Origin of the sequence: Paraeggerthella hongkongensis (assembly GCF_003726035.1) — a bacterium.
Classification (GTDB): domain Bacteria; phylum Actinomycetota; class Coriobacteriia; order Coriobacteriales; family Eggerthellaceae; genus Paraeggerthella; species Paraeggerthella hongkongensis.
In genome coordinates, this window is sequence record NZ_QICD01000015.1 from 33,561 (window position 1) to 58,399 (window position 24,839).

Sequence of the window (24,839 nt, forward strand, 5' to 3'; positions counted from 1 at the left end):
CTCGAATGCAAAGGGCAACCGCGCTAGGCGGCCGCGCCCAGCGCTCCGTCTCCAGCGGGAGCGGAACCACCCGCCGCACCGCCGCCGGTCGCACCAGACCCGCCCGCGTTGCCGGCAGAGCCCGAGGGCGCCGCACCGCCGCCGCTTCCGTCGGTCGCAGGCGGGGCAACATTAGAAACGCCGCCCGTCGTGCTCTGAGTGCTCACGTACCCCGAAGCGCCCCCGCTGTAATAGCCGGAGTTGCCCGCGTATCCTGAGCTGCCGCCCGAATTGGACGTGCTCGACGAAACGGAGGGACCGCCAGCAGACGTAATCCCACTGGGGTCGCCGCCTTCGTTGACGACCTTCATCATTTCCTTCGTCTTCGCTTCATCGTTGATGACGTAGGAGATCTCGTTGATGTACTGGGTGTACGAAGGCAGCATGGCCGAGTAGATGGTCAGCTCGCCATCGTCACGGAACTGCTGAGCCAGCGAAATGATGTCGTTCACGGACAAGTCCGTGGTCACGCTTTGCGCGGCGCTTTGAATAACGCCAGGAAGCTCCGTAACGGGCAAAGCGAGCACCTTATTGACGATCGCCATAATCAGCTTGCGCTGGTTGGCCGTGCGCGTGAAGTCGCCATCGACGTACGCGCGGCTGCGAGCGAACACGAGCGCCTGGTTGCCGTCAAGGTGCTGCTCGCCCTCTTCGATGATGACGCGCGGCCATTCGGGATGAGCCGACGTGCCGTCGGCATCGGGGTCGTCAACGCGCTCGTCCACGACGATATCCACGCCGCCAACGGCATCCACAAGGCCCTTCAACTCTTCGAAGTTCACTTCGGCATAATGCGAGATATCCACGTTCAGCAACTGGCTGGCCTCTTTGATGGCTCCAGCCGCACCGCTGTAGTTATACGCGGCGTTGAACTTGTTCGTGCCGTATCCGTCGATTTCGATTTTCGTGTCGCGAGGAATGGACACCATGGTCGCTTGGTTTTTGCCGGGATCGATACGCACCACGATGTTGGTATCGGAACGCGCGCCAGCATCGGGGTCGTCATCCAGACGATCTGAACCGATGAGCATCATGTAGAACGGCTCGGTAAACGCCGGATTGGAGACCGGCTTCAACGCATCGCTGATGGCGCTCAGCTCGGATTCGGACTTGCTGCCCTGGTTAAGCTGCCTGTTGACGCCGTCCATCCAGAAAGCAAACGCCGTTCCTCCGCCCACAACAGCCACCAACAACGCCGCAAGCACGCCAACCGCAATCTTCTTGCCACGATTCGACCTGCGAGAAGATGCAGTCGAATAAGACGCGTTGTTGCGAGAGTACTGGCTTACCGCAGTTTGTCGGCTGTAAGCACCGTTCGCGCCTGATCCTTGGCTGCCCGGCGTGTAAGCCGATCGATAGCCAGCGTACGAAGAGGGCTCGCCCGCACCGCCTTGGGAAAACGAGCCCGCTTGAGCCCGAGAAGCAATCCGTCCCGATTGCGCAGCCTTCGCCGAACGAACGGCGCGCGCCGATTGGGGAGCGCGAGACGAACGGGCCGCGGGACGGCTGGTGCGAGAGTTTTTTGGCGCCATATATTCTCCTCAACGGCCCTTCGCGCGAACGGAGCGCGGTACAGAACGAGCCATGCACCGTCTCCCCGTCGGCGAAAGGCATCGGCTGCCAGAGCCTCAGTCTTCAAAACCTACCCGAATCCCTCTGATGCCCAAACGATTCGCAAACCGTCCACACCAGCATCCGCAGATTCGACGCGTATGGCATATATTGTAGCATCGATCGATTGCGACCATAAAATAGGCATGCGCTGGGTACAAAGCGCACATTTTCCGAATTAGTGCAGAAACGTATTCCGGCGGTTACGTCGTTTCCTTTGGCTGGCAGTAGCCTGATCTTCATGGACTCAGGCCTGGAACATAATAACCCTTTTCATCAGGAGTTTGACGAAGAGAGGCTTTCGTACGTTCTGGCCGAAAACGTCAAGCGCCTGCGCCTTGAAGCCAAGATAAACAAGCACACGTTCTCCCTCATGCTGGGCATAGGACGCCCGTTTCTCAACAAGATAGAAAACGGACTTGCCGATCCTCGGCTCTCTGTCATTGTAAAGATAGCCGACGCGCTCGAAACAACCCCCGAAGAACTGCTCACCACGCAAAAGCCAGCCGATGGGAAAAAGCGTTCGCCCATGGGCTTGCGCAGCGATTCGGATCACGCGCGCCTTCGCTAAACGCCAAGAGGGCGCCCGGGGAGGAATCCGGGCGCCCTCTTGCTATTCCTGCCTTAAAGCTTCGATGGGCCGCAGCTTCGAAGCCCGGTACGCGGGGAAGATGCCGAACACCAACCCGATGAACGTGCTGGCGCCGAACGCAACGCCCACGATGGAGGGCGACACTACGCAGGGAACGCTCACGAACTCGGCGGCTTTGCAGAAGCCCACGCCGAGCGCGATGCCCAGCAAGCCGCCCAGCAAGCTGATGAGCAGGGCTTCCACCAAAAACTGGAACAGGATGTCGCCGCGCCGCGCACCAAGAGCCTTCTTGATGCCAACCTCGCGGACGCGCTCGGCAACCGAAACCAGCATGACGTTCATAACGCCGATGCCCGCGACCAAAAGCGAGATGCTGGCAACGCCGGCAAGCAGCAGCGTCATGGTCTTGTTGATGGACCCGCCCGCATTGAGCATTTCATCCTGGGTGTTCACGACGAAGCTGAACGGCGGAACGCTCTTGTCGGTCCTCAAGTACTGGGAAATGGACTGCTTGGCCTGCTGCACGTTGTCCTCGCTGTCGGCGCGAACGTACACCGATTCGATCTTGCCGTCCGCGCCCAAGGCATACGCCGAAGGAAGCGGGATGACGACCACGCCGCCGGTGTTCAAGCCCATGGATGCGCCCTGCTCCTTCAGCACGCCCACCACGGTGAATTCGCCCCCGCCAACCTTGATGGTGCGGTCGAGCACGTCCGTGGTGCCGAACAGATCACGAGCAACCGATGCGCCGATAACGGCAACGTTGGACTTGTTCTCACGATCGACCGAAGAAAGATTGCGCCCGGCAGCCAGCTCGAGGTTGCGGGCGGACAGGTACTGCTCGTCGGACCCTTCCACCGTGGCTCGATTCGAATGCTTCGACCCCACGCTCACAGAAGCGCTCACGCTTTTCGCAGGTGCCACCTTCGACACGTTCGGCAGCTGGGCCATGGCGCCCATGTCTTCGTAGTTGAGCGACGTCTCGAACAAAAACGCCGAGATCACATCGCCGCCCAGCGCCTTCATGCGCTCGGCCACCTGACGGTTCGATCCGTCGCTCATGCCCACGAGCACGATCACCGAAGAAATGCCTATGATCAGGCCCAGCATGGTAAGCGCCGTGCGCAGCTTGTTGCGCGAGACGTTGCCGATCGCCTCTTTTGCTATCTGGATCCATTTCATACGGCTCTCACCTCCTCGCGCAGCACGCCGTCGGCTATGGTCACGGTCCGATTCGCCTCGTGGGCAAGCTCGGGGTTGTGCGTGATGAACACGATGGTCTGCCCCTTCGCGTTCAGCTCTTTGAACATGTTCATGATCTCGACGCTCGTGCGCGAATCAAGCGCGCCCGTAGGCTCGTCGGCCAACAGGATCTCCGGAGAGCCCGCCAAGGCGCGGGCAATGGCCACGCGCTGCTGCTGGCCGCCGGACAGCTGAGCGGGCCGGTGCTTCTCGCGACCGGCAAGCCCCACCTGTTCGAGCATGGAAACGGCCAGGCGATCGGCGTCGCCGGCGCGCATGCCGCGATACAGCAGGGGCAAGCGCACGTTCTCTTTGGCGTTCATGTTCCCAAGCAAGTTGAAGTTCTGGAACACGAAGCCGATTTTGCGGTTCCGAACCCCGGCGAGCCGGTCTTCCGACATGCGAGAAACGTCTTCGCCATCAAGCAGGTACGTGCCGGAATCGGGAGTGTCGAGCAATCCGATCATGTTCATGAGCGTTGACTTCCCCGAACCCGACGGCCCCACGATGGCCACGAACTCGCCTTGTTTGACGCGAAAGCTCACCTTGTCAAGCGCATGAACCTCATCGTCTCCCATGCGATAGGTTTTGGTTAGATGGGTCATGGTAATCATGGGAGCACCTAGCCCTCGGCCGTGATCATCATTGCTCCGGCGGCCTCTTCGCCCGGGAACGCGCCCCCCTGGGACGAAGGCTCGTTCAAAGCAACCTTGTCGCCCTCCTTGAGCCCGCTTTTGACCTCGACGATCTTGCCATCGGACAGACCCGTTTCAACCTCGACCGGCTCCATGAGCTCGCCATCGCGCTGGACCAGAACGGTGGTCTTGCCGGCGCCTGCGTCCACGATGGCGCTCACAGGAACGGTAAGGACGTCGGTCGCCTGCGCTACGTCAATGCGCACGTTCGCGGTCATGCCGATAAGGATGCTGCCGTCGTTGGGGATCTCGATGGTCGCTTTGTACTTCGATCCCGTGGAATTGTAGGTGCCCACTTGGTTGATGTTGGTCACCTTGCCCTCGAAGGTCTTGCCCTCGTTGGATCCCAGCACAACCTGGGCGGCCTGGCCTTCGGAAAGCTGGGCGAGATCGCTCTCATGCACGTCGAACTCCACGTGCATCGCGTTCACGCGCGCCACCTCGACATAGTGCTCCTCGGTCAGCTCTTCCTTCGCCTTCGGGAAGCTCTTCGACAGCACCACCAGATCATAGGGGGCGACGAGCGGATCCCCGTAGGTGAAGTTAGCCAGAACCGTGCCGGCCGGAATCACCTTGTTCAAGGGCACGTCCGAGTCCTTGAAGTAACGCCACTTGGGCATTTTCAACTTCTCAACCTGAGCGGCCTTCACCTCGCCCGTGCCCTTGACCTGCTTCACCACCGTGCCCTTCGAAACCGTAGCCGTGGGCATCATCTCGCCCTCGGCCGGCACCTTCGGGTTCGATTGCTGGTACAGCAGGTACCCGATGCCGCCCAATGCGGCGCACAGGACCAGCACTACCGCAACCTTGACGATGTTCTTTGCCATAGTATCTCCCATCATTTCTTCATCGTGCTTGCACCAGGCGGCCGAGCGGCCGCGGCAAGCGTTTAGGCAGCCGTGTCAGCCGCAGTTGCATCCTGGCTTCCGCCTTCGGCTATCATGGGCGCAGCGGCCCCCTCGGTCGGACCGCCGCCGGTCATGGTTTTCGCCAGAAGCAGCCCGCCGGTTACGAGAATCGCCACCGAAAGCATGACGACGAGGATCTTGTATGCGTTGTTGGTCTTGGAATCGTTCATGGGAACGCCTTTCTTTCGCATCCGTCAACTTCACGCTGCGCATACTATCGAAGCGCCCTTAAAAAACCCTTAAAAAGGCCCTTCCCACCTGTGGAGATATCTCCACCAATCGTTTAAGCCCCTTTTAAGAATGAGATGCTAGAATGGGCGCAACCGAAGGTGGGTGAACCATGAAGATCCTTATCGTCGAAGACGACCGCAACTTGTCCAACGCCATCAAGCGCTGCTTGGCCTCGACCTACGACGTCGATCAAGCATTCGATGGAACCGAAGGCTACTTCTTCGCCAAAGAGGGCATTTACGACCTGATCGTGCTGGACATCATGCTCCCCCACATGGACGGATACGACGTTCTTGAGCAGCTGCGCAAAAACGAGGTGTTCACGCCCGTCCTCATCTTGACCGCGAAGGGCACCATCGCCGACAAAGCGCGCGGATTCAGAACGGGCGCCGACGACTACCTGGTGAAGCCCTTCGACAAAGACGAGCTGCTTCTGCGCATCGAGGCGATCCTTCGCCGAACGATGGGCTTGTACGAGTCGGCGGACCTTGTGTTCAAGGGCCTGGTCGTTTCACCGACGAAGCGCACGGCCTCCATCGACGGCGAGCCGCTTGCGCTCAAAGGAAAGCAGTTCGACGCCCTGGAGTACCTGGTCAGCCGTCAGGGCCAATTGGTATCGAAATCCCAGCTGTTCGACAAGGTGTGGGGATTTTTATCCGACACCTCCTCGAACGTGGTCGAAGTGTACATGAGCGCCGTTCGCAAACAGCTCAAGCCCTTCGGCTACGACGCCTATCTGAAAACGATCCGCGGCGTGGGGTACCTGCTGACCGACGAGGTGGACCATGCGTGAGAGCGCCCGCATGAAGCGGGTATCGATCCGCTATGCAGCCTTGTTCTTCGTGGTGTTCGGGTTGATATTCGCCGCTTTGGGGGCGTTCGTGTACCAGACCGTCAACTCCAATATCTTCAGAGTGGTGGACCAGCAGATCCTCATGATCGGCATCGACGAAGAAGGCACGTCGGTAACGGATGCAGACGTGCCCGCCGAAAACCAGGCGACGCAAGAGGACATGCCGGCCGCGCAGGCCACAACCGCCGCCGATGCATCCCCGAATCAGATGGTCGAAGAAAGCCTGGAAGAGAACCCTCAGATCGTCCTGCTTGCGCGGGCAAGCGACGGCACGGTGGTTGACACGTTCGGCATTTATTCCACCTACCCGGATTTTTTCCAGAAGCTGCCTTTCGACCCCAACCTGTTGGACACGGCGTACCTGATCGAGCAGAACGGCCACCACTATCGTGCGGCAACCTATCGGACGGATCCCTCGGTAGATGGGGCGGAGTACCTTCAGACCATCGTGAACGTTGATTCGGAAGTTGCCATCTTGGACCAATTCACCGTCACGCTCATCACGGGCCTGACCGTCGCGCTGCTGATTTCGGCCGGAGCAAGCTACCTGCTGTCGCGCAAGACGCTGCGCCCCATAGCCGAGGCATGGGAGAAGCAAACGGAATTCGTGCAGAACGCCTCGCATGAACTGCGCACCCCCCTCACGGTTATCCGCACCACGCAGGAGCTTTTGCTGGAAGAGCCGAATGCGCGCATCATCGACAAGTTCGAAGACATCAGCATCACCATCGAGGAGGCGGGAAGGCTGTCGCGCCTGACCAAGGATCTGCTTGCGCTCACCACGGCCGATGCAGAGGATGATCGCATCGACCCGAAAGAAGTCGATCTGGGGAACCTGGCGAACAGCATGGCAGCCGCCTACGAAGATCTGGTGGTTGCGGAAGGCAAAACGCTGGCGGTGAGCGCGGCGGACCGTGCGCTCGTGCAGGGCGATCCCGACAAGCTGCGCCAGCTTCTGGCCATTCTTCTGGACAATGCCCTGAAGTACACCGAAGAAGACGGCACGATCAGCATGTTCGTCGAAATACGGGGGTCATCGACGATCCTGCGCGTTTCGGACAACGGCGTGGGCGTGAGCGAGCAGGATCTGGGCCGTGTGTTCGACCGATTCTACCGCGCCGACAAGGCTCGCTCGCGCGAAACGGGCGGCAACGGCCTGGGGCTCTCCATCGCCAAAAGCATCATGGACGCCCATGGCGGCACCATCCGCATGGATCGCAACGCTTCATGCGGCGTGACGGTGACGGCTACGTTCAAGAGGATTGCGGCGAAATAGCGGGGACCAAAGAGCGAAACCAGGATCGATGCACCGACAACGAGCACGATCTTCGCCAAAGTAAAACAGGCCGCCAGCTGCAAAAAGCAACCAGCGGCCTGCAACGATCAATGGTGCCCCCGGCGCGATTCGAACGCGCGGCACCCGCTTTAGGAGAGCGGTGCTCTGTCCCCTGAGCTACGGAGGCGCGGCAGCTATTGTAACATTAAACGAAGTTGAGCAAACCTCTCGCATCGTCGATCACGATATCCGCGCCCGCTTCTCGAAGACGAGCCGCATCATGATAGCCCCATGCAACGCCCATGGCGAACGCGCCGGCGTTGCGCGACACCTTGACGTCGCCGGGAGAATCCCCCACGTAGATAGTGAGCGCAGGCGTGGACCCCAGCTCGGAGATGGTGCGCAGCAGCCCCGCAGGATCAGGCTTGCGCGGGATGAGGTCGCATTCTCCGTACATGACCTCGAAAAGGCCGGGCATATGCTGGTCGATCACGTCATGGACGCCTTGATCGAACTTGTTCGACAAAACGCCCAGACGAACACCGCGATGCTTGAGTTCGGTCAGGGTTTCGACCATGTGCGGATACGGCCTGGTCAGCTTGTTGCCAATTTTAGGATACAGATCCTTCCAACGCTGCATAACCGCTTCCGCCTGATCGGGCGACGTGTTGGCAGGAACCGCTTGATACACAAGCGCGCGTGCCCCATTGCCAACAAAGCTATGAATCTCGTCGGTCGTACGCGGGGGGAAACCGAATTCCCCGAGCGCGGCGTTCGTCAGAACCACTAAATCGGGCAGAGTATCGAGCAGGGTGCCGTCCAAATCGAACACCAGCGTGTCGAAGCGATCCATGGCAACCTCCTATCATAAGAAAAAATCCAAGCCGAGGCTTGGATCGTAAGTCTATGGAGCGGGTGACGGGACTCGAACCCGCGAATGAAAGCTTGGGAAGCTTTTGCCTTACCACTTGGCCACACCCGCAATGTAGGGAATTATAACCTTATATTCCCCATTCGTCTGAAAATATCAGAGAATATTCCATCGATAGGCCACATTGCGCTTGCCGCAAGGCGCGCGCCTGGCTTCAACCCAGGTCGCGCGGGTTCTACAAGGCAGCTGCGCACGGCGTGCAGGACGGACGTCGACAGCCTGCGCCGCCGCGCCGCCCTGCCACGCCATCCTGTCAAAACAATCGAGTTTTGCGGCGATTTTCCGCCCCTAAGGGAACAGCTTCTGGGACGCGTTTTACATCAACCCAGGTCACGCAGCCGTCAGTAGCCTTTATCCTGATTCGAGGACCAGTAAAACTCGCTCGTTTTGACAGGACGAGCAGAATCGAAGCAGAACCGCGCGCAGAGAGCCTGCGCGACGCACAGCAGGCGCGTAGCAACCCGTACGCGCACCTCGTCGCCTAAGGTCGCGCAGTTGCCGACAGTCTTCATCCTGGCTTGAGGACCGCCCTTGAAAACATGGACGCGAATCGGGGGCCATGACAAGAAATCGGGCATCGAAAGCGGACTGCGAAGCAGCGTGTTGGCGAAAGGCCCGGTCGCGTCCTCGGAGGCAGCCGCCATGCGATTCCACGCGCCGCGCGAATTGCCACAGGTGCCGATTCGCGCCCAAAGTACTGAAGCTGCGCCTCGCGGGTGGATGTTCGCACGCGATAAGCTACTTGCAATATTCTTTTGTTAGCCTAATATAACTTACAAAAGACGCAGCCGCCCGTCGTAAAACCATTCCCTGGGCAAAGCAACCTGCAACACTGCAATACCCCCAGAACCAAAAAGCGCATTGGAGAAAGAGAGCCGCCCATGAAGCTAAGCCATCTCATACTGAAAGTCGAACAGCTGGATCAAGCTGTTCGAGAATACCGAAAAGAAGGGTTCGCGATCGAGTACGGAAGAGCGAAAAACCCGATCAATGCCCTTATCTACTTTTCCGAAGGACCTTATATCGAGCTGCTGGACGGCTCAAGAATGCCCGATGCCGTAAAAGCCCTCATGCGGCTTCTGGGTAAAGGCGCCCTTGTCGATCGGTTCGAACGCCTTGACTCATGCGCCTCAGGATACCGCGAGCTTGCCTTGGAGAGCTACGGGAGCAACCTTGCTAAAGAAAGGGCGGTTCTGCGGAAACACGGAATCAGAAGCTGCGAAGCCCCTGCCCGTCGAGTGGACGCACATGGCAGAGACCTGCGCTTCCGAATCGCATCTCCAACAGCCCTCGACATTCCCTTCCTCATGACCTACTTCTCCGCCGACCCAAAGCCCAAGAATTTCGTCCACCCAAACGGCATTGAGCAAATCAACCGGGTTGTCTACAGTACAAACCCCGTTCGATTCCCGCTGATACGGGAATTATGCGACGACGAGCGCCTTGAGCTTGCATCGACCGGCAACATCGAGGTCAGCTTCAAGAAACGTTCCTGAACCAGCAAGCCGGAGTCGGTCCTGCAGCTATCCAAGACGCGACGCCCCGCCATCCGGCGGCCAGCGGCGCGACGCCCGCCCCTCCGCGCGGATCGTCGGGCCCTCCTGCCAAAACGAACGAGTTTGGGCGGTTTTCCGTCTTTGGGAGAACCATTCCTCAAACGCGTTTTTCATCGTCCCAGCTCACGCAGCCGCCAATAGCTTTTATCCTGGTTCAAGGACCGGCAAACTCGCTCGTTTTGACAGGACCGCCTCATCCTTGCCGCATGCTTCGACCCGAAAGCAAAACGCACGCGTCATCACGAGGCTTCTTCACCATCGGCCTGGCCGAGCACCGTGTTAAGCAGCTCGAAAAACCGATGAGCTTCGTCGGCAGTATCAAAGCGCAGCGCTTCGGCGTACAGAACATGCGCGACCGCCGTCAGCGCCGCCGGAGTGTACTCCTCATGAGCAACCGACCCCATAAGCACACGCGCCCGACCCCTCCACGGCTCCACCCCCAAGCTTCCAATGGAAGGGCATTCCGCTTTCCGAGCCAAAAGCGTCAACAGATCCTGAGCAGACCCAGCCGTCCGAGAACGCGCATGCGACTCCGCGGCAAGCGCATGCGGGAGCTCCTCCGAATCGCAAACGACACCCTTCTCCACCGGCTTATCGCACGGCAAAGCCTTCGGCTTGCTCACACTGCACGACCTTCGCCTAAAAATATCGAACATGCGCATCGAAGCTCCTTTGCCGCCCCTTCACAGCCTTCGCCCGGTGGAAGAAGACTCATGCGCCGCGAAATCCAAGTTCCAGCGCGTGTGAAATGATACCGCCCGAAACACCCGGCTGAACCATGCATGGGCAAACGATCAATATACCCAACCATGTGCGCATCAAGGTTTCAAGGCGCGTGGCGAACGAGGCGTGCGAGCGGGCGCTTCGCGTGAACTCGCGCAATTCAAAACGCGGCGCATAATCGAGCGGGATACCCAACTCGAAGCACATCAAAAGTCAAATAACTAATTTGCATACCAATTTGTCATTTCAATTAATGATTCGATTCGGTATGTAAACCTTTAGAGCCCTACGAAACAGTTTCGATAGAAAAATAGTAACATTTTTATCATATCCGTTACGACGCCTTGGAGAGGGTGTATCGATCCATGACGCTGTGCCTACGACTGAACAACTGGGTCATCGCCACTACCGCTGCGCACAAAGCGCTCGCCAAGACCATTGGACTTGCAGGCGGCATATCAGTAAACCAGTACCGAATCCTTGCGCGGCTGCAGGCATTCGAGCGGTTCGACCAAATGCGAAGCCTTGCCAAAACGCTCAGCCTGCATCCATCAACCGTTACCATGACCATCAAAGAACTCGAAGCGATGAACCTGGTCAAAACCCAGTGGGACAAAGACGACCGACGCAACACCGTTGTCCTATGCACCGAGCGCTCCGTCCAGCTCATCAAAGACATCGACCGAGAAATCATAGACCAAGTCAGGCAGATTTGGGAGCTTTACACCACCGATGAGCTTCTGCTGACGTACTACGATTCTTTGAAAACGGCCGCGAACAATCGTGTGATCAGCAAATACGGGCTAACTCTCGACAACGTGGAACGCTCGTACGCCGAATGCGTGTTCGTCAATCACGCAACCGAATGCCGCGCCCTGAAAAAGAACGGGGTGTCCCTGAACAGTTTCAAGATCCTCGCCTGCCTTACCGACGCGCCCATCGGGCTGTCCCCTATCGTGATTGCAAGCAAGGTGTTCCTACGGCCGCCCGAGGTTTCGGAAGCGCTGAAGAAACTCGAGAAGCAGGGGTACGTTGAGCGGCAGCGTTCCGCCTCGGACCAGCGTTACACGTACGCACGCATCACCGAACAGGCGCTTTACGATCTTGACACCTTCATCGTCCCCGATTTGCTTGAAGCCCTCATCGCCATCATTCCCGAAGAGAGTCGAAGCAAGGCTCACCAATACTTCGACATAGCCGAGAAGATTGTCGCGGCCATGCACAAAACGAAGGAGCCGCCGTCCTAAGCCTGCGGCTCCCGTAACGCGTCAACGGGAAGGCGTGACGCGACGACCGGCAACCGTCACGTCACGCCGTAAAAGCCCTACGCGGCGCTTTTGCGCACCTTCAGCAAGATTGCGACAAGGCCAACGGCAAGAAGAATATGGCCGATGCCCGCGATGCCGGCCAAAGCGGCATCCGGCGCACTCGCAAGCGCGATGCCAAGAACCTGCGTGACCCCTCGAACCAAAAACGCCAAACACGCGATGTTCAATCCAATGTTGTAAACCACGACAAAGGGCATGGTCTTGCCTTGAGTCGAAAACGAGAACGCCTTCTCAAGCAGCGCCAAGACCAAGAAGAAGAACATGCCCAGCACGAAATAGTGCGTGTGGATGAACGACAGGCTGGTGAACCCGTCGAATCCGGAAAGCTTGGTGAACTCCCGATAGAACACGCCCATCGCCAGGGCAACAATGGCATACGCAAGGGCAAAATTGAAGTACTTCTTTATCATGTCGTCTCTTTTCCAGCCCCGCAGGGCATCGCATCGTCTAACCGGCCGCTCCTCCCCACACGAGAAGAAGGCGGCAGACTTCATTCATGAACATTGTTCATATAAAGGATACTACGACAGTAGCATACATGCAAGGCACAGGCTCTCGGCAGCAGGCAACGAAACGTAACCATCCCGCTGCCCGGGTTGCATCGAGCGCAAAACAGCGCGTCCACGCAGCCGAGCATCTTCCGAAGAACAGGAAACGCCGAAACAAGGCCGCGTTTTCGCACCATTGAAAACCCTTCACAGGTAAAATGAACATGATTGAATCGCATTGCGATAACCTCTAACCATGCTCGACGAGAGAAGGGCCCTTGACAGCACGCGACCACATCCGCAATTTCCGTGTCGCCCGATCAGCCGCAACGCTGGCAGTGGCCGCTGCCCTCCTAGGCGCGACCACCGCCCTCGCGCTCCCCCCGTACGCTTACGCGTTCACTTTGGGCGGCGCGGCCGCCGAAGAGGGTGCGCCCGCTTCAACAGTTGTCCTGTCGTACGAAATCTCTTCGTCGTACCATGTAGGCGGAGCCGTTGTCGCAGGGTCTTCGCTCGCCGATCTTGAAGCCATGCTTGAAAGGGAGTCCTCGTACTGCGCATTCGCCAACGCCAACCCCATGGAGGCAACCGGCCCGGAAACGTGCTTGATGACCTTCGCATGGGATGCTTCGGCAGTCGATCTTTCAGCCCCCGGCCGCTATACCTTGAAGCCCTCGATCGAACTCGAAGAAGGCTTCAGCTGGGGCGTAGCCCAACCGGACGTCTCGTACACGGTGCACGTAGTGAACCCCCATGCTCCGTCGCTTGCGTATTGGTATCGCGACTGGGCAGGCACCTTGACGTTTCCCTGGGCGGGCGTCGGCGAAGACGACCTCGCAGCAAGCTCGATCACCGTGCAGAAAAAGGGGTCGGACGAGCGCATGCCCCTTGACGAATCGCCTTGGGGGCGCGTCTCTACGAACGGGGCGTTTCTGTACGCGTCCAGAATCGAACCCGGAACCTATATCCTGACACTGACCGACCCTTCCGGCATGAAGAGCTCGTCCGAAGCCACCGTAACGCAAGAAGATCTGAGCGTGATCTACTACGAAGGCGATCGGGACGCCGGAGACGGCCTGGGAAACGGTTTGCCCGGCGGCATGCAGCCCTCCCCCGAGCCAAGCAATCCCCCCGAGGACGAGCCTTCCGGAAGCGAACCGCCCCAAAGCAACGGCGGAATCGAGGAGAATCCCCCGGCCCCCCAGCCGAAACCCTTGCCAATCGAACCTCCCGCCAATGACCTCGCCTACGCTGAGGACGGATCCAATCTGGAATCCTACGGGCCCAACTCCATCACGCTTTCCGGCACAAGGATGAACGACCTCGCAACACGCCGCACTGCCGTGCTGTTCGACTTCGGGAGGGCGACGGTCTCGATACCCAGCGAACATGTTCGCAGCCTGTCGCTTGCAGGCAACGATTCCTTCACCGTTGCCATCAGCGGCGAAAACGAAAACCTCGGGGCGTCGGCCTGGAAGAACGGGCAGCCCGTCAACGCCCCCCTTGAAACGGATTCGGCCTCAACCGCGAACTCGTACGAAGCGCTCAGGCACGTCGGCCCCATCTTGGCGGGCGCAGCGTGCCTTGCGCTTGCGCTTGCGCTCGGCACGGTTGGCATAGAAACCCGCAAGCGGCGAAAAGCCCTTTCCAGGTCGACGCGCACGCCTTCATGAACCTTCGCAAGAACATTTCCAACATCGCCTCTGCAGGAGAACGGCTGAATGCGACCGCTCGACGAATGCTGCTCATCCTGGTCGCCGTCGCGCTATCCTCGTGCCTTTTTTACACGATAAGCCTGCACGACAACAAATACGAGGCTCCCGGCAACCAGGCCATCAACGGCTTGCTGTACGTCGACGAAGCCGACTGCCAGAGCACGCCCATACGATACCTGGTTGACGGCTGGGAGTTCTATCCCGACCTTCTGCTCACGCCCGACCAACTGGCCGCGGGCCAAGGGGCGGACGTCATGCGCTACGTATCCGCAGGACAGCATGGAACGTTCTCCTTGGACAACCCCGCGCGCGACGGGCAGGGATCGGCCACGTACGCCATGACCCTCGTGCTTCCCGAAACCCCGCGCCTCTACGCGCTCCACCTCCCGGAAATCTACTCGGCCTATCGCCTGTACATAGACGGCAATCTTGTGGCGCACGTGGGAAACCCCGACCCTGAAAACTACCGAGACGCCACGCGGACCGGCCAGATGACATTCTGGGCAGAAGGAGAAACAACCCTGGTCATCGCAACAACCAACCATTCCTCGCTCTACAGCGGCATGGTGTACCCTCTGGCCTTCGGGCAACCCGCCGCCCTCGAGGCGCTCGGCATCGCCCGCACGAGCATGGCTGCAGTCGCATGCGCCATCACCGCATTGGAAGCTGTCATCGCCCTGATAGTGGCCTTTATGTCGCGGCAGAACAGAACGCTCGCCCTTCTTGTGGCCGGAGCAGCCCTTTGCAGCCTGCCGGTCATATCGCATGCTCCTTTGCATGCTATGTTCACCCTGCCCGTCCACCCATGGCACTTCATCGAATCGATCTGCCTTTACGGTGCGCTTACGGTCATCGTGGCCATACATAACCACATCTGCATGGTGAGCCGTCGAAACTCGGCCATCAGCCTAGGAACCGCCCTGGCGCTTTGCGCGGCCATCGCCGCAACCTACATCCTCGCATCAGGAGGCAACGCCACGGCGCTCCTCATGCTCTCGCTGCTCACCACCGCATTCAAAGTCGCTGTGGCATGTTACCTTCTTGCGACGGCCTGGGTAACGCACGGCATCATCTCGAACGCGCTCCCCCTCCTGGTTGCAGATACCGTATTCGCAACGGCCATCTTCTGGGATCGCCTCATACCGGCGCACGAACCCATCATGGGCGGATGGTTCGTGGAGTGGGCCATGCTGGCCATGGCCATCGCAATAACGTTCATGCTCGCAAGCAACATGACCGCAAGTTATTTGAAGAACGCGTCCCTTGCAGCGCAACGGCGATCCATGAGCCGACAGCTGACCATCCAGGCGGAACACTTGCGGCGCATGGAGGAGCAAGAAGACATCGAACGCAAGATCAGGCACGACTTTCGCCAGTACGCAAGAACCATGGGAGCCCTTGCGCGCGAGGGGCATATTGAAGAGCTTTCCCGGTATGCAGAAGAGGCGGAAGAGGTGCCGTCGCGCAACATCTTGACGCGCCTAACGGCAAACGTCGAGCTCAACGCCTTGCTGCAGCACTATCGGCTTCGAGCCCTCGAGGGAAGCATCGCGTTTGAAACAGACCTGAAATTGCCGGCAGACCTGGGGATATCGCCAATCGATATGGGCATCATCCTGGGAAACGCGCTGGAGAATGCCGTGGACGCGGCAATGTCGTGCCCCGAAAACGAAGATGCAGCGCCCTGCGTTTTCGTAGGAGGGCAGGTGAAAGCGGGACAGGTCGTCTTCATGGTTCGCAACACGTACAGAGGAAACGTGCGCCGCGACAAAGGCGTGTTCCTATCGTCCAAGCACGACGGTCCCGGCATCGGCATCGAATCCATCAGCGCCACGGTGCGCCGTTTGGGCGGCATACTCTCCATCACGCACGAAAACGGATGGTTCGAAGTCATGTTCGCCATCCCTCAAAAAAGAACTCCAACCGTATAAAAGCGGGCTCCTCGCGAAGAAGAGCCCGCTTCATCCCTGCAATCCCCGTGCATTCCGGCCAGCACGGAAAGAAGAACCGCGATTACGCTACAGCGTTGCCGTACGTATCAAGGGTGTCCATAGCTTCGAGCACCTCGGATACCTTGCACGGAGCAACCTGGGCCTTGCCCAAATCGCCCATGTCGAGCATGAGCGTGCCGTCGTCCTGAGGCTGCACTTCAAACGTCAGCGACAGCTCGTTCTCGATATCGGTCACGGTGACCATGTTTCCGTTCGTGGTGGCCGGGCCAACGAAGCTGACCACGTCGCCGCCCTTTTCGGCAGCCATGACGATGCACAGCGACCCATCGGCAGAAGAAGCATAGTAGAAACCTTCGCCCGAATCGGTCATGCCCATATACGCCTCGGACATGGCGGCCTCAAGATCCTTCAAGGACGTTATCTCGGATTCATCGGACGCCGTCGCATCGGCGCTCGGCTTTTCAGCAGCATCGTTTGCCGGCTCGGCAGAATCGCTCGATCCGCCGCAGCCCACCAGCGCCATGCCGGACAAGGCAAGAAGAGCGGTCATAGCGGCAACCAACAAAGCCTGTTTCGCACGCAACAAAGAACTCATAGTCCCATCTCCTTTTCTAGAGTAATCCGGGTATCCCCCCGCTGCCCGGATTATATCGAACGCAAAACCGCGCCCATGACGAACGGCTGCGAACGTGAAAAGCAATGATCTGAACGTGGGCGTCGGCGAACCTTCCGAAACGGACCGCGTCCACGCGCTCAAAAACCAGCGCTCACGAACCGATGCGGAATTCTTTCGAGAGAAACGCCTGGTAAGCCTCCAAAACGGCCGCGCGCCCATTCGCCCTAATGGGGATGCGGTCGCCCGTGGCCAGCACGAATTCGCGTCCATCAACGCGCTCGATGCAGTTCATGTTCACGATATAGCTGCGATGACATCGCAAAAACGATTCCCCCGCCATCTCGAGCAATTGCGCTAACGGCGTGTAGGAAACGATGGTGCGCCCATGCAGTCGGACGATCGCGCGATTGCCGAACACCTCGGCATACAAGATGTCGCGCACAAGCACCCGCTCCCGCTCCCTGTTCACGGTGATATCGATGGTTCGACGCGTAGTGGCCAGCAGCTTCCCGCAGCGATCAAGTGCATCGGCTACCTTTTCGTACGTCAAGGGCTTGAGCAGATAGTGAACGGCCTGCACGTCATACCCGTCGAGCGCGAACTCCGCCGAAGAGGTGGCGAACACAACGGGAACGTCCGGATCCTTCTTGCGCAGCTCCCGCGCAGCCTCGACGCCGCTCATGCCGCCCTCCATGATGATGTCGAAGAACACCACGCCCGCTTCGCCGCGCTCGTAGTTCATGAGCAAGCGCTCTCCGCTATCGTAGAGCTGGGTTCCTATCTCGATATCTCGATCATGGGCATAGCGATGCACCAGCTGATCGAGAAGATCGGCCTCCTGGGGCACGTCCTCGCATATGAGCACCAGAATCATCCGAGGTCCTTTCGTTGGCGTCGCACCGTGGAGGGGGCTTGGTCTGCTTTCTCTATTGTAGAGGAATCCCCTTGCGCAGCCGAAGCGCGCGAATCCACGTTTGCATCGCCTGACATCACGTTCGCATGGCGCGCGAAAGCATCCGTTTTCTCGCTTGGTAAAATTCGTGAGATTATCGACGCGGGCGAAAGGAGCACCATGCAAGAAAAGGCAGCGCACGTAGTCGAGGCGGCGTGGTTCCAGCGCTTCATCATGGCCGTTATCGTGATCAACGCCATTACCATCGGCATCCAGACCATGGCCTTGCCGCCATCGATCGCAATGGCGTTGACCGCGTTCGACGCCCTTTGCCTGGCGATCTACATAGTGGAAGCCATCCTTAAATTGACGGCCTATCGCAGCGCCTATTTCCGAGACCCTTGGAACGATTTCGATTTCATCATCGTGGTGCTCTGCCTGGTCCCCGCAAGCCTGCTGCCCATCCCCGTTCAGATAGCACGAGTTCTCAGAGTGTTTCGCGCATTCCGCGTGCTTCGTCTCATATCGGCGTTTCGCCAACTGCGCATCATCGTGGAGGCCGTGGGCAAGTCCATTCCGGGCGTATGCTGGACGGCGCTTCTGCTCGGCATCGTCTATTACGTGTTCGCCGTAGTGGGAACGTCGCTGTTTGGAGAACGGTTCCCTGAATGGTTCGGCAATCTTGGCGCGAGCTTTTACACGCTGTTCCAGGTCATGACGCTTGAAAGCTGGTCCATGGGCATATCGCGTCCGGTCATGGAAGTGTTCCCTTGGGCGTGGGCGTACTTCGTCCCCTTCGTAGTGGTGTCCGCGTTCATCATCGTGAACGTCGTGGTGGGCATCATTGTTGGAACCATCGACGAAACGCAGAAAAGCGCGCAAGCAGAAGATCGCGAGCTGTCGAATTCTACGCTGTCCCTTGAATTCGCCAAACTGCAAGAGCACATGGCGAACATGGAGGCGCTTGTCAACTTGTACGAGAAGGAACGCATCGAGCGGTCAGCCGTCGAAGCCTCGTCAGCGCATACGCAGCACCTTGGCGCGTCCCATCCGGATCCAGTGAAAAAGGAGAGGTAACCATGGAGTTGAAGATACTGAAATGCCCCCAGTGCATGGGAGAAGTGATTCCTTACGGAAACGGATCGCATGGTCGCTGCGAATGTTGCGACAGCGTGTTTTCCCTGAACGCAGCAGCCGCGGGCAACGCAGACGACGCAGGCGGCGCCAACGATGACGAAGGGACCATCGATCTCGAGAGCCTGTTCGACGATTTCGCCCGCGAGCTGGACGAGGACGATTCGTACGAATTCCTCATAGGCTGCGATCTGGAGAGCCCCAAAGGACAAAGCAAGATCCAAGCGGCAACCAAGTATTTCGAGATAGAAGACGACGAAGATGTCTACCTCGTACTGGACACTACGATGTTCGGCAGCTGCAAGGTGGGATTCGCTTGCTGCACCTACGGCATCTACATGAAAGACGACGACGGAGACATGGCGTTTCTGAACTGGGAAGACTATGCCGATTGCGAACTGGAGCGCGACGGGGGAACCATCACCATCGGAGGCCATCCCTTCATCAGCACGCCCGACAGCGCCAAGGCCCTATACCCGATGCTGCGCAAGCTGCAGCGAGAGCTTCGATAAAAGAAAGACGAGGGGACGCACATGGGATTTTTGAAAGCAGCGGCAGGATCGCTGGGCGGCAACCTGGCAGACCAATGGAAGGAAATGATCTACTGCGATGCACTGGATCAAACCACCCTGGTTGCAAAAGGACACAAGCGTAGCAACGATAGAACGTCGAACGTCAAAGGCGACGACAACGTCATTTCCAACGGGTCGCTCGTCATCGTGAACAACGGGCAATGCATGATCGTTGTAGAGCAGGGCAAGGTGGTCGATCTGTGCGCCGAGCCGGGTGAATTCGTCTACGACACCACGCTTGCCCCCAGCGTATTCACCGGATCCCTGGGCAAGAGCGTCCTTGATACGTTCGGCAACATTGGCAAGCGCTTCACCTTCGGCGGAGACACGGGCGTCGATCAGCGCGTGTACTATTTCAACACCAAGGAAATCCTGGGCAACAAGTACGGCACGGCGAACCCCATTCCGTTTCGCGTTGTAGACCGAAACATCGGGCTGGACATCGACATAGCGGTGCGATGCAACGGCGAATTCTCCTACAAGATCGTCGACCCGCTTTTGTTCTTCACCAATGTATGCGGCAACATAGAGCAATCCTACGACCGCAGCGAGATTGCCAGTCAGCTGAAAAGCGAGCTTCTGACCGCACTGCAACCGGCTTTCGCACGCATATCGGCTCAAGGCGTGCGCTACTCCGCCGTACCCGCCCACACCACCGAAGTGGCCGCCGCGCTCGACGAGATACTGACGTCGAAATGGACCGAACTGCGCGGTATAAGGATAGTGTCGTTCGGCATCAACGCCATAGCCGCCGACGAAGACGACGAGAACCTCATCAAGAACCTGCAAAAGAGCGCCGTCATGCGCGATCCTTCCATGGCCGCCGCGGTCTTGGCGGGCGCGCAGGCCGATGCGATGGTGGGTGCAGCCCACAACGAAGGCAACGGCGGCGCGTTCATGGCGTTCGCGGGCATGAACATGGCACAACATGCAGGCGGCGCGAACTCTACCGACCTGTTCAATCTCTCGCAACAGAACAGCCAATCCGCAGCGTATCCGGGACAGCACGTCACCGGTGCCGGATACGCCCCGCACACCAACCAACAGCCCACACCCGGGGCGGTCCCGTCGGCAACAGCAGCCGTCGCCCCCGCCCCTATTCCCAGCTGCTCGGGAGCGGGTGCCCCCTCCGCAACCGCTCCCGCAGCAGCAAGCGACGCATGGATCTGCGCTTGCGGCACCACGAACACCAGCCGATTCTGCCACGAGTGCGGCTCGCCGAAGCCGGCTGCACCGCGGTATCGCTGCGATAAGTGCGGCTGGGTTCCCGAAGACCAAAGCAAGCCGCCCAAGTTCTGCCCCGAATGCGGGGACCGCTTCGACGAAAGCGACTTCTCGTAAAACGCTAGGAGCCGGGGCGCCTTCGACGAGTTTCGAAGGCGCCCCGGCTCGCACGAATCCGCAACGAAACGCTTTTACTGGTACTCTCGACGAGCCCCGCCCTTGAGCACCAGCTTCACGCACGTTCCCACGCCCAGCTCGCTTTCCACATCCATATAGGTGCCCGGGCCGAAATACCCGCAAATGCGATCATGGACGTTCTTCACGGCAATCCCCAGGCCCGTCGACGATTCAGGATGCAGAATGTTCTGGCGAGACTCCTCCGTCATGCCAACGCCGTCATCCATCACGCGCACGATTACATCCTGGCCTATCACTTCACCCGTAATGGATATAGTCAACTTCCCTTCGGACGGCATCGCGTGACGCACCGCATTCTCCACCAAAGGCTGCATCAAAAACGGCGGCACCATCATGTCGTCGATGCGCGAATCGATGTCCTCGACCATGGCCACGCGGTCGGACCCGAAGCGGGCAACCTCGAAGGTGAAGTACCGGCGCGTCTGCTCCATTTCTCGACCGAACATGATCAGGTCCGCCGAATCCTCCAGCGTGCGCCGGTAGAATACGGCGAACTCGCGCAGCAGCTTGCGCGCGGTTTCCGGATCCGTGCGAATCAACGAAGCAATGGTGTTGATGGTGTTGAACAGGAAATGAGGGTTGATCTGGCTTTGCAGCATTTTCAGCTCCATGCTGGTTGCCAGATTCGTCTGCTCTTCAAGCGCGGCGGCGGCCATCTGCGTGGACAGCAGCTGACCGAAGCCTTCCGCAATGGACTTCTGCGTTTCGCTGATATGGCTTGCCCGACGATAGTAGAACTTGAGCGTCCCTTCCACGTTGCGCCCCACCGTCAGCGGCACGATGATGGCGGCCTTGATGTTGGAGTCCTCATCGGGAAACCCGATGTCCTCAGGCGTGAACAAAACGCGCATTTCGCCATCGGCGATCGTGGCATGCGTGGCATGCGTGCGAATGATGCTGCCCGACGGATTCTCGGACTCTTCGTACCCCGAATACGCCAGAATCCTGTCTTTGTCGGTAATAGCCACGGCAATAGCGGCCGTCGAGGGAAGAAGCAATTCGCATATTTTTTCTGCCGCCGTACGGTCAAGGCCCTCGTTCATGCAGGCCAGGGTACGACTTGCCAGTTTGAGCATGGCGTCAGATTGCCGGGCGCGCACCGAATCAGGATCCATGAGCAGCCTGATGACCACCACAATGGACAGCGTGAACACGATGCCCGCGCAAAAGAGCGCGATGATGTTGTTGTTCGGCGCGATTAGGTTCCAAATAAGCACCAGGCCCGAAAGGACCGTGATCGTGAACATGAACATCTCAAGGGTGAAGAAGCGGGGCAGCGACGCCCGCTCTTGCGACTCTTTCCTCATGGTGCCTCCCGCACAACGCGACATCTGCACACCGCGCTCGAAATTGCTTCTACAGACCGCGCGCGAGTATCGTCACCGAGCGCGTCAGCTCAGTATACCGAATTCGTTCAGCACCAACAGGGCAGCCGCCAGCAGAAGGAAGCATCCGAAGATGAAGCGGAGCATGCGTTCGGGCACCACGCGAACAAGACGAGCGCCTATAACAGCACCGGGAATGGACCCAATGGCTATGGCAATTCCCGCCGCATAATTGATGTTTCCCAGCAATGCCTGCTCGATGACGCCCGGAATGGCCAAAATCATGACCGCGATAAGCGAAGTGCCCGAAGCCTGGCGCATCGAAATGCCCACCAACGACAGCATCATGGGCACCATGATGAAACCGCCCCCTACGCCTACGTACCCCGACGCCACGCCCGCAACCAGGCCGATGACAGCTCCCACCAGCAGCTGCTTGCGCGTGAGCTTGCTCGACGGCGAAGGACCGACGGGACTGCCGGACGCGGTCGCGGACTCGATGGATTTATCAGGCGCCGTTTCGGCATGAACGGCGGCAGTCGCCTGCAACGATCCCACAGCGCTGGGCGACGCCTTCTTCATCTTGAACGCTTTGGACAGCATCTTGAACGCAGACCACCCGATAATGAGCGCGGCGGCCAGCATGATCATCCATGCGGGAGATATCTGGGCAAGCCACACGCCCAACGGCGATGTGATCGCGCCGCCAAGGCCCGCGGCAATGCCCAACGACGGGATGCAGGTTTTGTGCCGAATATGGGAAACCGCGCCCGAAACGGATGTGGGAATGATGGTGAACAGGGACGTAGCCGTAGACATCACAGGGCTCATATCGAACGCCAACCGAAAAATAGGAACCATGACCGTGCCGCCGCCGATGCCGAGCAGCCCTGACAAAATGCCGATCCCCACGCCGACAAGAGCCGGCAGAACATAGAGCATGAAGATATCCATGAACGCTGAGCTTTCCTTTCGCTTGGCGCCCAAGCACGCGCAGCGTCAAGTGTAGCCGAAGTGCAAATGCCTTTCGTCAAATACGGTACTGCTTTTTACAAAGGTAAGCGTTTGGTTTCCGTTTCCGGCCCCGAACGCAAGGCGGCCGGCGTTTCGCCGGCCGCCCAGGCAACGCCCGTCAAGCGCGTTATTCCGCGATGTTCAGGCGAATCTCGCTGGTCACGCCCGGGTCGATAGCCTGTGCCGGGGCAGGCACGGGACGCATGGTCGAAGAGCCGGCGGCGCTCGCGCTCATCTGACGCTGAGCAGACGACTGAAGCAGCGCGGTACGCAGGATCTGGTCGTTTTCCATGCGCGCCATAAGCTCCGGCCACACGAACTGGAACTCGAAGTACTTCGCGCAATTGCGCTGGGCGTACGTGGTAGCTTCGCCGGTCGCGGCACGAGCGGCCTTGCGATACGCGCGCTTGTCGGGTCGAGCAAGGCTGCGCAAAAACGCCGTCAGGCGAATGCGATTCGTGATGCCCGGTTCCAGGAAGGGACCAGGATACGGCTCGAGCGACGAAGGCTTCACTTGCAGCAGGTCAATCTGCGTGCGGCTGTACTCCATCTTGCGATACTCGTAAAGCCAGCGGAAAATATCCTGGCGAAAACGCGTGCCCTCGCTTTCGGTCTCAGGCGGAAGGTGACGCAGGCTCCACTGGTTGTCGAACCAGATGTCCGACCCGTACATGCGCAAGTTCAGCATGTAATCCAGGTCTTCGCCACGCGCAATCCACGGATCGAACGACAGGCGGCGAAACGCCTCTTTATGCAGCGCCAAGCACCCGCCGCACACATGGTTCGAGCGCGACAAGCGAGGACCGCGCATGGCTTTGGTAATCCATTTGTTGAACGCCTTGCCCTGTTGCCAGAAATGGTTGTACCACTTGTCCTGGCTCTTGGACAGGTACGACCCTTCGGAATTGAAGTAGAAACCGGTTTTGGCCAAAATGGGAATGCCCTTTTTCGTAAGCTTGCCCAGGCCGTACATGGCTTTTTGGAGGAAGTCGGCGTCGTCGACCACTTCGTCATCGTCCAGAAACACGACCGAATCGTAGCCAAGCACGTTGGCCATCACCAAGCCGAGGTTGCGCATAGCACCGTAACCCGCAAGCCCAATTTCCTTTTGCAGCTTGCCCAGGCCCAACTGTTCCATGCGCTGCTGGATGAGCGCCAGTTCGGGCGCGCCGATGACCACGATGTTAAGGGACGAGAAGCGCGAAGCCGTGGCCTGCACTTTTTCGGCAGCCTGGTTTTCGATGGACGGCTCGCTAACAACCAGCAAGACGATCTGCCCGAGACCGCGCACCTTTTGAAGCGAAGCAAGCAAGCGAGGCAGCTCGCCAGGCGCCGAAACCGGCGTCGCGTGATCGTACGTGGTAAGCACGCTACCGCCATCTTTTCGGCGGCGGGCTGATATGAAAACTGGAACGACGATAACGGGATTCATGCACGTCCTTCATTCGACCGACACTTTGCAGATTCGCACATGCACCTTCAAGAGCGTCCAAGGGCACGTTCGTTGCGAGTCCAACCTCCCTATTGTAGCTATTTTCAACCAACCCGCTGTTCAATTCACCGAAACAGTGAAGTACCTGGTAAGCACCTATAGAACAGTTGATTTGCAGGCTGAACCGAACACTTTGCTTTTTCTCTTGAACTTAGCCGTACGCGTGCAGCTAAGTTTGAGAATCCTTGCCTAAGGGTGGGCCGAAGGGGCCTGCCGAAAAGGAAAGGACAAG

At 58.8% G+C, this 24,839-nt stretch carries 23 protein-coding genes and 2 tRNA genes; 10 read left to right on the plus strand and 15 right to left on the minus strand.

What is annotated here, in order from left to right; translation table 11 throughout:
• Nucleotides 1–23: 23 nt before the first annotated feature.
• Nucleotides 24–1,571 carry an LCP family protein gene (locus DMP08_RS08165; RefSeq protein ID WP_123192431.1) on the minus strand — a complete coding sequence of 516 codons (1,548 nt, stop codon included), beginning with the start codon at nucleotides 1,569–1,571 and terminating at the stop codon, nucleotides 24–26.
• A 452-nt stretch (nucleotides 1,572–2,023) separates the two neighbouring features.
• On the opposite strand from DMP08_RS08165, the gene DMP08_RS12810 reads away from it, so the two are divergent.
• On the plus strand, nucleotides 2,024–2,221 hold the full coding sequence (locus tag DMP08_RS12810; RefSeq protein ID WP_420541193.1) for a helix-turn-helix domain-containing protein: 198 nt from the start codon (nucleotides 2,024–2,026) through the stop codon (nucleotides 2,219–2,221).
• 42 nt (nucleotides 2,222–2,263) lie between these two features.
• On the opposite strand, the gene DMP08_RS08175 is transcribed toward DMP08_RS12810, so the two are convergent.
• The 4 genes from DMP08_RS08175 to DMP08_RS08190 form a co-directional block, all read right to left on the minus strand.
• Nucleotides 2,264–3,424: an ABC transporter permease gene (locus DMP08_RS08175; protein ID WP_123192433.1), complete on the minus strand. Its 1,161-nt coding sequence runs from the start codon at nucleotides 3,422–3,424 to the stop codon at nucleotides 2,264–2,266.
• Complete coding sequence (locus DMP08_RS08180; protein ID WP_123192434.1) at nucleotides 3,421–4,098, minus strand: ABC transporter ATP-binding protein; 678 nt, start codon at nucleotides 4,096–4,098, stop codon at nucleotides 3,421–3,423. The genes DMP08_RS08175 and DMP08_RS08180 overlap by 4 nt, the downstream gene beginning before the upstream one ends.
• A gap of 8 nt (nucleotides 4,099–4,106) precedes the next feature.
• Complete coding sequence (locus tag DMP08_RS08185; RefSeq protein WP_161555448.1) at nucleotides 4,107–5,006, minus strand: efflux RND transporter periplasmic adaptor subunit; 900 nt, start codon at nucleotides 5,004–5,006, stop codon at nucleotides 4,107–4,109.
• A gap of 62 nt (nucleotides 5,007–5,068) precedes the next feature.
• A complete protein-coding gene (locus DMP08_RS08190; protein WP_123192436.1) occupies nucleotides 5,069–5,257 on the minus strand; it encodes a hypothetical protein in 189 nt (62 codons plus the stop codon).
• Between the two features lie 170 nt (nucleotides 5,258–5,427).
• On the opposite strand from DMP08_RS08190, the gene DMP08_RS08195 reads away from it, so the two are divergent.
• Nucleotides 5,428–6,111: a response regulator transcription factor gene (locus tag DMP08_RS08195; protein ID WP_123192437.1), complete on the plus strand. Its 684-nt coding sequence runs from the start codon at nucleotides 5,428–5,430 to the stop codon at nucleotides 6,109–6,111.
• On the plus strand, nucleotides 6,104–7,447 hold the full coding sequence (locus DMP08_RS08200) for a sensor histidine kinase (RefSeq protein ID WP_123192438.1): 1,344 nt from the start codon (nucleotides 6,104–6,106) through the stop codon (nucleotides 7,445–7,447). The genes DMP08_RS08195 and DMP08_RS08200 overlap by 8 nt, the downstream gene beginning before the upstream one ends.
• A gap of 111 nt (nucleotides 7,448–7,558) precedes the next feature.
• Here the strand turns inward: DMP08_RS08200 and DMP08_RS08205 are convergent.
• From DMP08_RS08205 to DMP08_RS08215, 3 genes are all read right to left on the minus strand, one after another.
• Nucleotides 7,559–7,634: transfer RNA gene (locus DMP08_RS08205), tRNA-Arg, on the minus strand.
• Nucleotides 7,635–7,652: 18 nt separating this feature from the next.
• On the minus strand, nucleotides 7,653–8,300 hold the full coding sequence (locus DMP08_RS08210; RefSeq protein WP_123192439.1) for an HAD family hydrolase: 648 nt from the start codon (nucleotides 8,298–8,300) through the stop codon (nucleotides 7,653–7,655).
• Nucleotides 8,301–8,354: 54 nt separating this feature from the next.
• A tRNA-Gly gene (locus DMP08_RS08215) sits at nucleotides 8,355–8,429 on the minus strand.
• 830 nt (nucleotides 8,430–9,259) lie between these two features.
• Here DMP08_RS08215 and DMP08_RS08225 point away from each other — a divergent pair.
• Nucleotides 9,260–9,874: a VOC family protein gene (locus tag DMP08_RS08225; RefSeq protein WP_123192441.1), complete on the plus strand. Its 615-nt coding sequence runs from the start codon at nucleotides 9,260–9,262 to the stop codon at nucleotides 9,872–9,874.
• A 299-nt stretch (nucleotides 9,875–10,173) separates the two neighbouring features.
• Here the strand turns inward: DMP08_RS08225 and DMP08_RS08230 are convergent, their stop codons facing one another.
• Complete coding sequence (locus DMP08_RS08230; protein WP_148042345.1) at nucleotides 10,174–10,557, minus strand: hypothetical protein; 384 nt, start codon at nucleotides 10,555–10,557, stop codon at nucleotides 10,174–10,176.
• Between the two features lie 465 nt (nucleotides 10,558–11,022).
• On the opposite strand from DMP08_RS08230, the gene DMP08_RS08235 reads away from it, so the two are divergent.
• The gene (locus tag DMP08_RS08235; protein ID WP_123192443.1) at nucleotides 11,023–11,904 is read left to right on the plus strand and encodes a MarR family winged helix-turn-helix transcriptional regulator; all 882 of its coding nucleotides are present in this window, start codon (nucleotides 11,023–11,025) and stop codon (nucleotides 11,902–11,904) included.
• A 77-nt stretch (nucleotides 11,905–11,981) separates the two neighbouring features.
• Here DMP08_RS08235 and DMP08_RS08240 read toward each other — a convergent pair whose 3' ends face one another.
• Nucleotides 11,982–12,395, minus strand: coding sequence for a DUF2871 domain-containing protein (locus DMP08_RS08240; protein WP_123192444.1), 414 nt, complete (start codon nucleotides 12,393–12,395; stop codon nucleotides 11,982–11,984).
• 356 nt (nucleotides 12,396–12,751) lie between these two features.
• On the opposite strand from DMP08_RS08240, the gene DMP08_RS08245 reads away from it, so the two are divergent.
• Nucleotides 12,752–14,146 carry a hypothetical protein gene (locus DMP08_RS08245; protein WP_148042346.1) on the plus strand — a complete coding sequence of 465 codons (1,395 nt, stop codon included), beginning with the start codon at nucleotides 12,752–12,754 and terminating at the stop codon, nucleotides 14,144–14,146.
• Nucleotides 14,143–16,119, plus strand: a complete 1,977-nt coding sequence (locus tag DMP08_RS08250; protein ID WP_123192446.1) for an ATP-binding protein — start codon at nucleotides 14,143–14,145, stop codon at nucleotides 16,117–16,119. The genes DMP08_RS08245 and DMP08_RS08250 overlap by 4 nt, the downstream gene beginning before the upstream one ends.
• Nucleotides 16,120–16,201: 82 nt before the next feature.
• On the opposite strand, the gene DMP08_RS08255 is transcribed toward DMP08_RS08250, so the two are convergent.
• Both DMP08_RS08255 and DMP08_RS08260 read right to left on the minus strand, forming a co-directional pair.
• Nucleotides 16,202–16,735, minus strand: a complete 534-nt coding sequence (locus DMP08_RS08255; protein WP_123192447.1) for a hypothetical protein — start codon at nucleotides 16,733–16,735, stop codon at nucleotides 16,202–16,204.
• Nucleotides 16,736–16,907: 172 nt separating this feature from the next.
• Entirely contained in the window at nucleotides 16,908–17,630 is a 723-nt protein-coding gene (locus DMP08_RS08260; RefSeq protein WP_123192448.1) for a LytR/AlgR family response regulator transcription factor, read from the minus strand.
• Nucleotides 17,631–17,828: 198 nt separating this feature from the next.
• Between DMP08_RS08260 and DMP08_RS08265 the strand changes: the two genes are divergently transcribed.
• Genes DMP08_RS08265 through DMP08_RS08275 form a run of 3 tightly spaced genes read left to right on the plus strand, consistent with a single transcriptional unit; the run spans nucleotide 17,829 to nucleotide 20,695 of the window.
• Complete coding sequence (locus DMP08_RS08265; RefSeq protein ID WP_161555449.1) at nucleotides 17,829–18,725, plus strand: ion transporter; 897 nt, start codon at nucleotides 17,829–17,831, stop codon at nucleotides 18,723–18,725.
• 2 nt (nucleotides 18,726–18,727) lie between these two features.
• Entirely contained in the window at nucleotides 18,728–19,294 is a 567-nt protein-coding gene (locus tag DMP08_RS08270; protein WP_123192450.1) for a hypothetical protein, read from the plus strand.
• A gap of 21 nt (nucleotides 19,295–19,315) precedes the next feature.
• Entirely contained in the window at nucleotides 19,316–20,695 is a 1,380-nt protein-coding gene (locus DMP08_RS08275; protein ID WP_123192451.1) for an SPFH domain-containing protein, read from the plus strand.
• Nucleotides 20,696–20,769: 74 nt separating this feature from the next.
• On the opposite strand, the gene DMP08_RS08280 is transcribed toward DMP08_RS08275, so the two are convergent.
• The 3 genes from DMP08_RS08280 to DMP08_RS08290 all read right to left on the minus strand — a co-directional run bounded on the left by DMP08_RS08280 (nucleotide 20,770) and on the right by DMP08_RS08290 (nucleotide 24,547).
• On the minus strand, nucleotides 20,770–22,083 hold the full coding sequence (locus DMP08_RS08280) for a histidine kinase (protein ID WP_123192452.1): 1,314 nt from the start codon (nucleotides 22,081–22,083) through the stop codon (nucleotides 20,770–20,772).
• 84 nt (nucleotides 22,084–22,167) lie between these two features.
• Complete coding sequence (locus tag DMP08_RS08285; protein WP_123192453.1) at nucleotides 22,168–23,055, minus strand: sulfite exporter TauE/SafE family protein; 888 nt, start codon at nucleotides 23,053–23,055, stop codon at nucleotides 22,168–22,170.
• Between the two features lie 187 nt (nucleotides 23,056–23,242).
• Nucleotides 23,243–24,547 (minus strand): glycosyltransferase family 2 protein, encoded by a 1,305-nt coding sequence (locus DMP08_RS08290; RefSeq protein WP_123192454.1) that lies wholly within the window; start codon nucleotides 24,545–24,547, stop codon nucleotides 23,243–23,245.
• Nucleotides 24,548–24,839 lie beyond the last annotated feature (292 nt).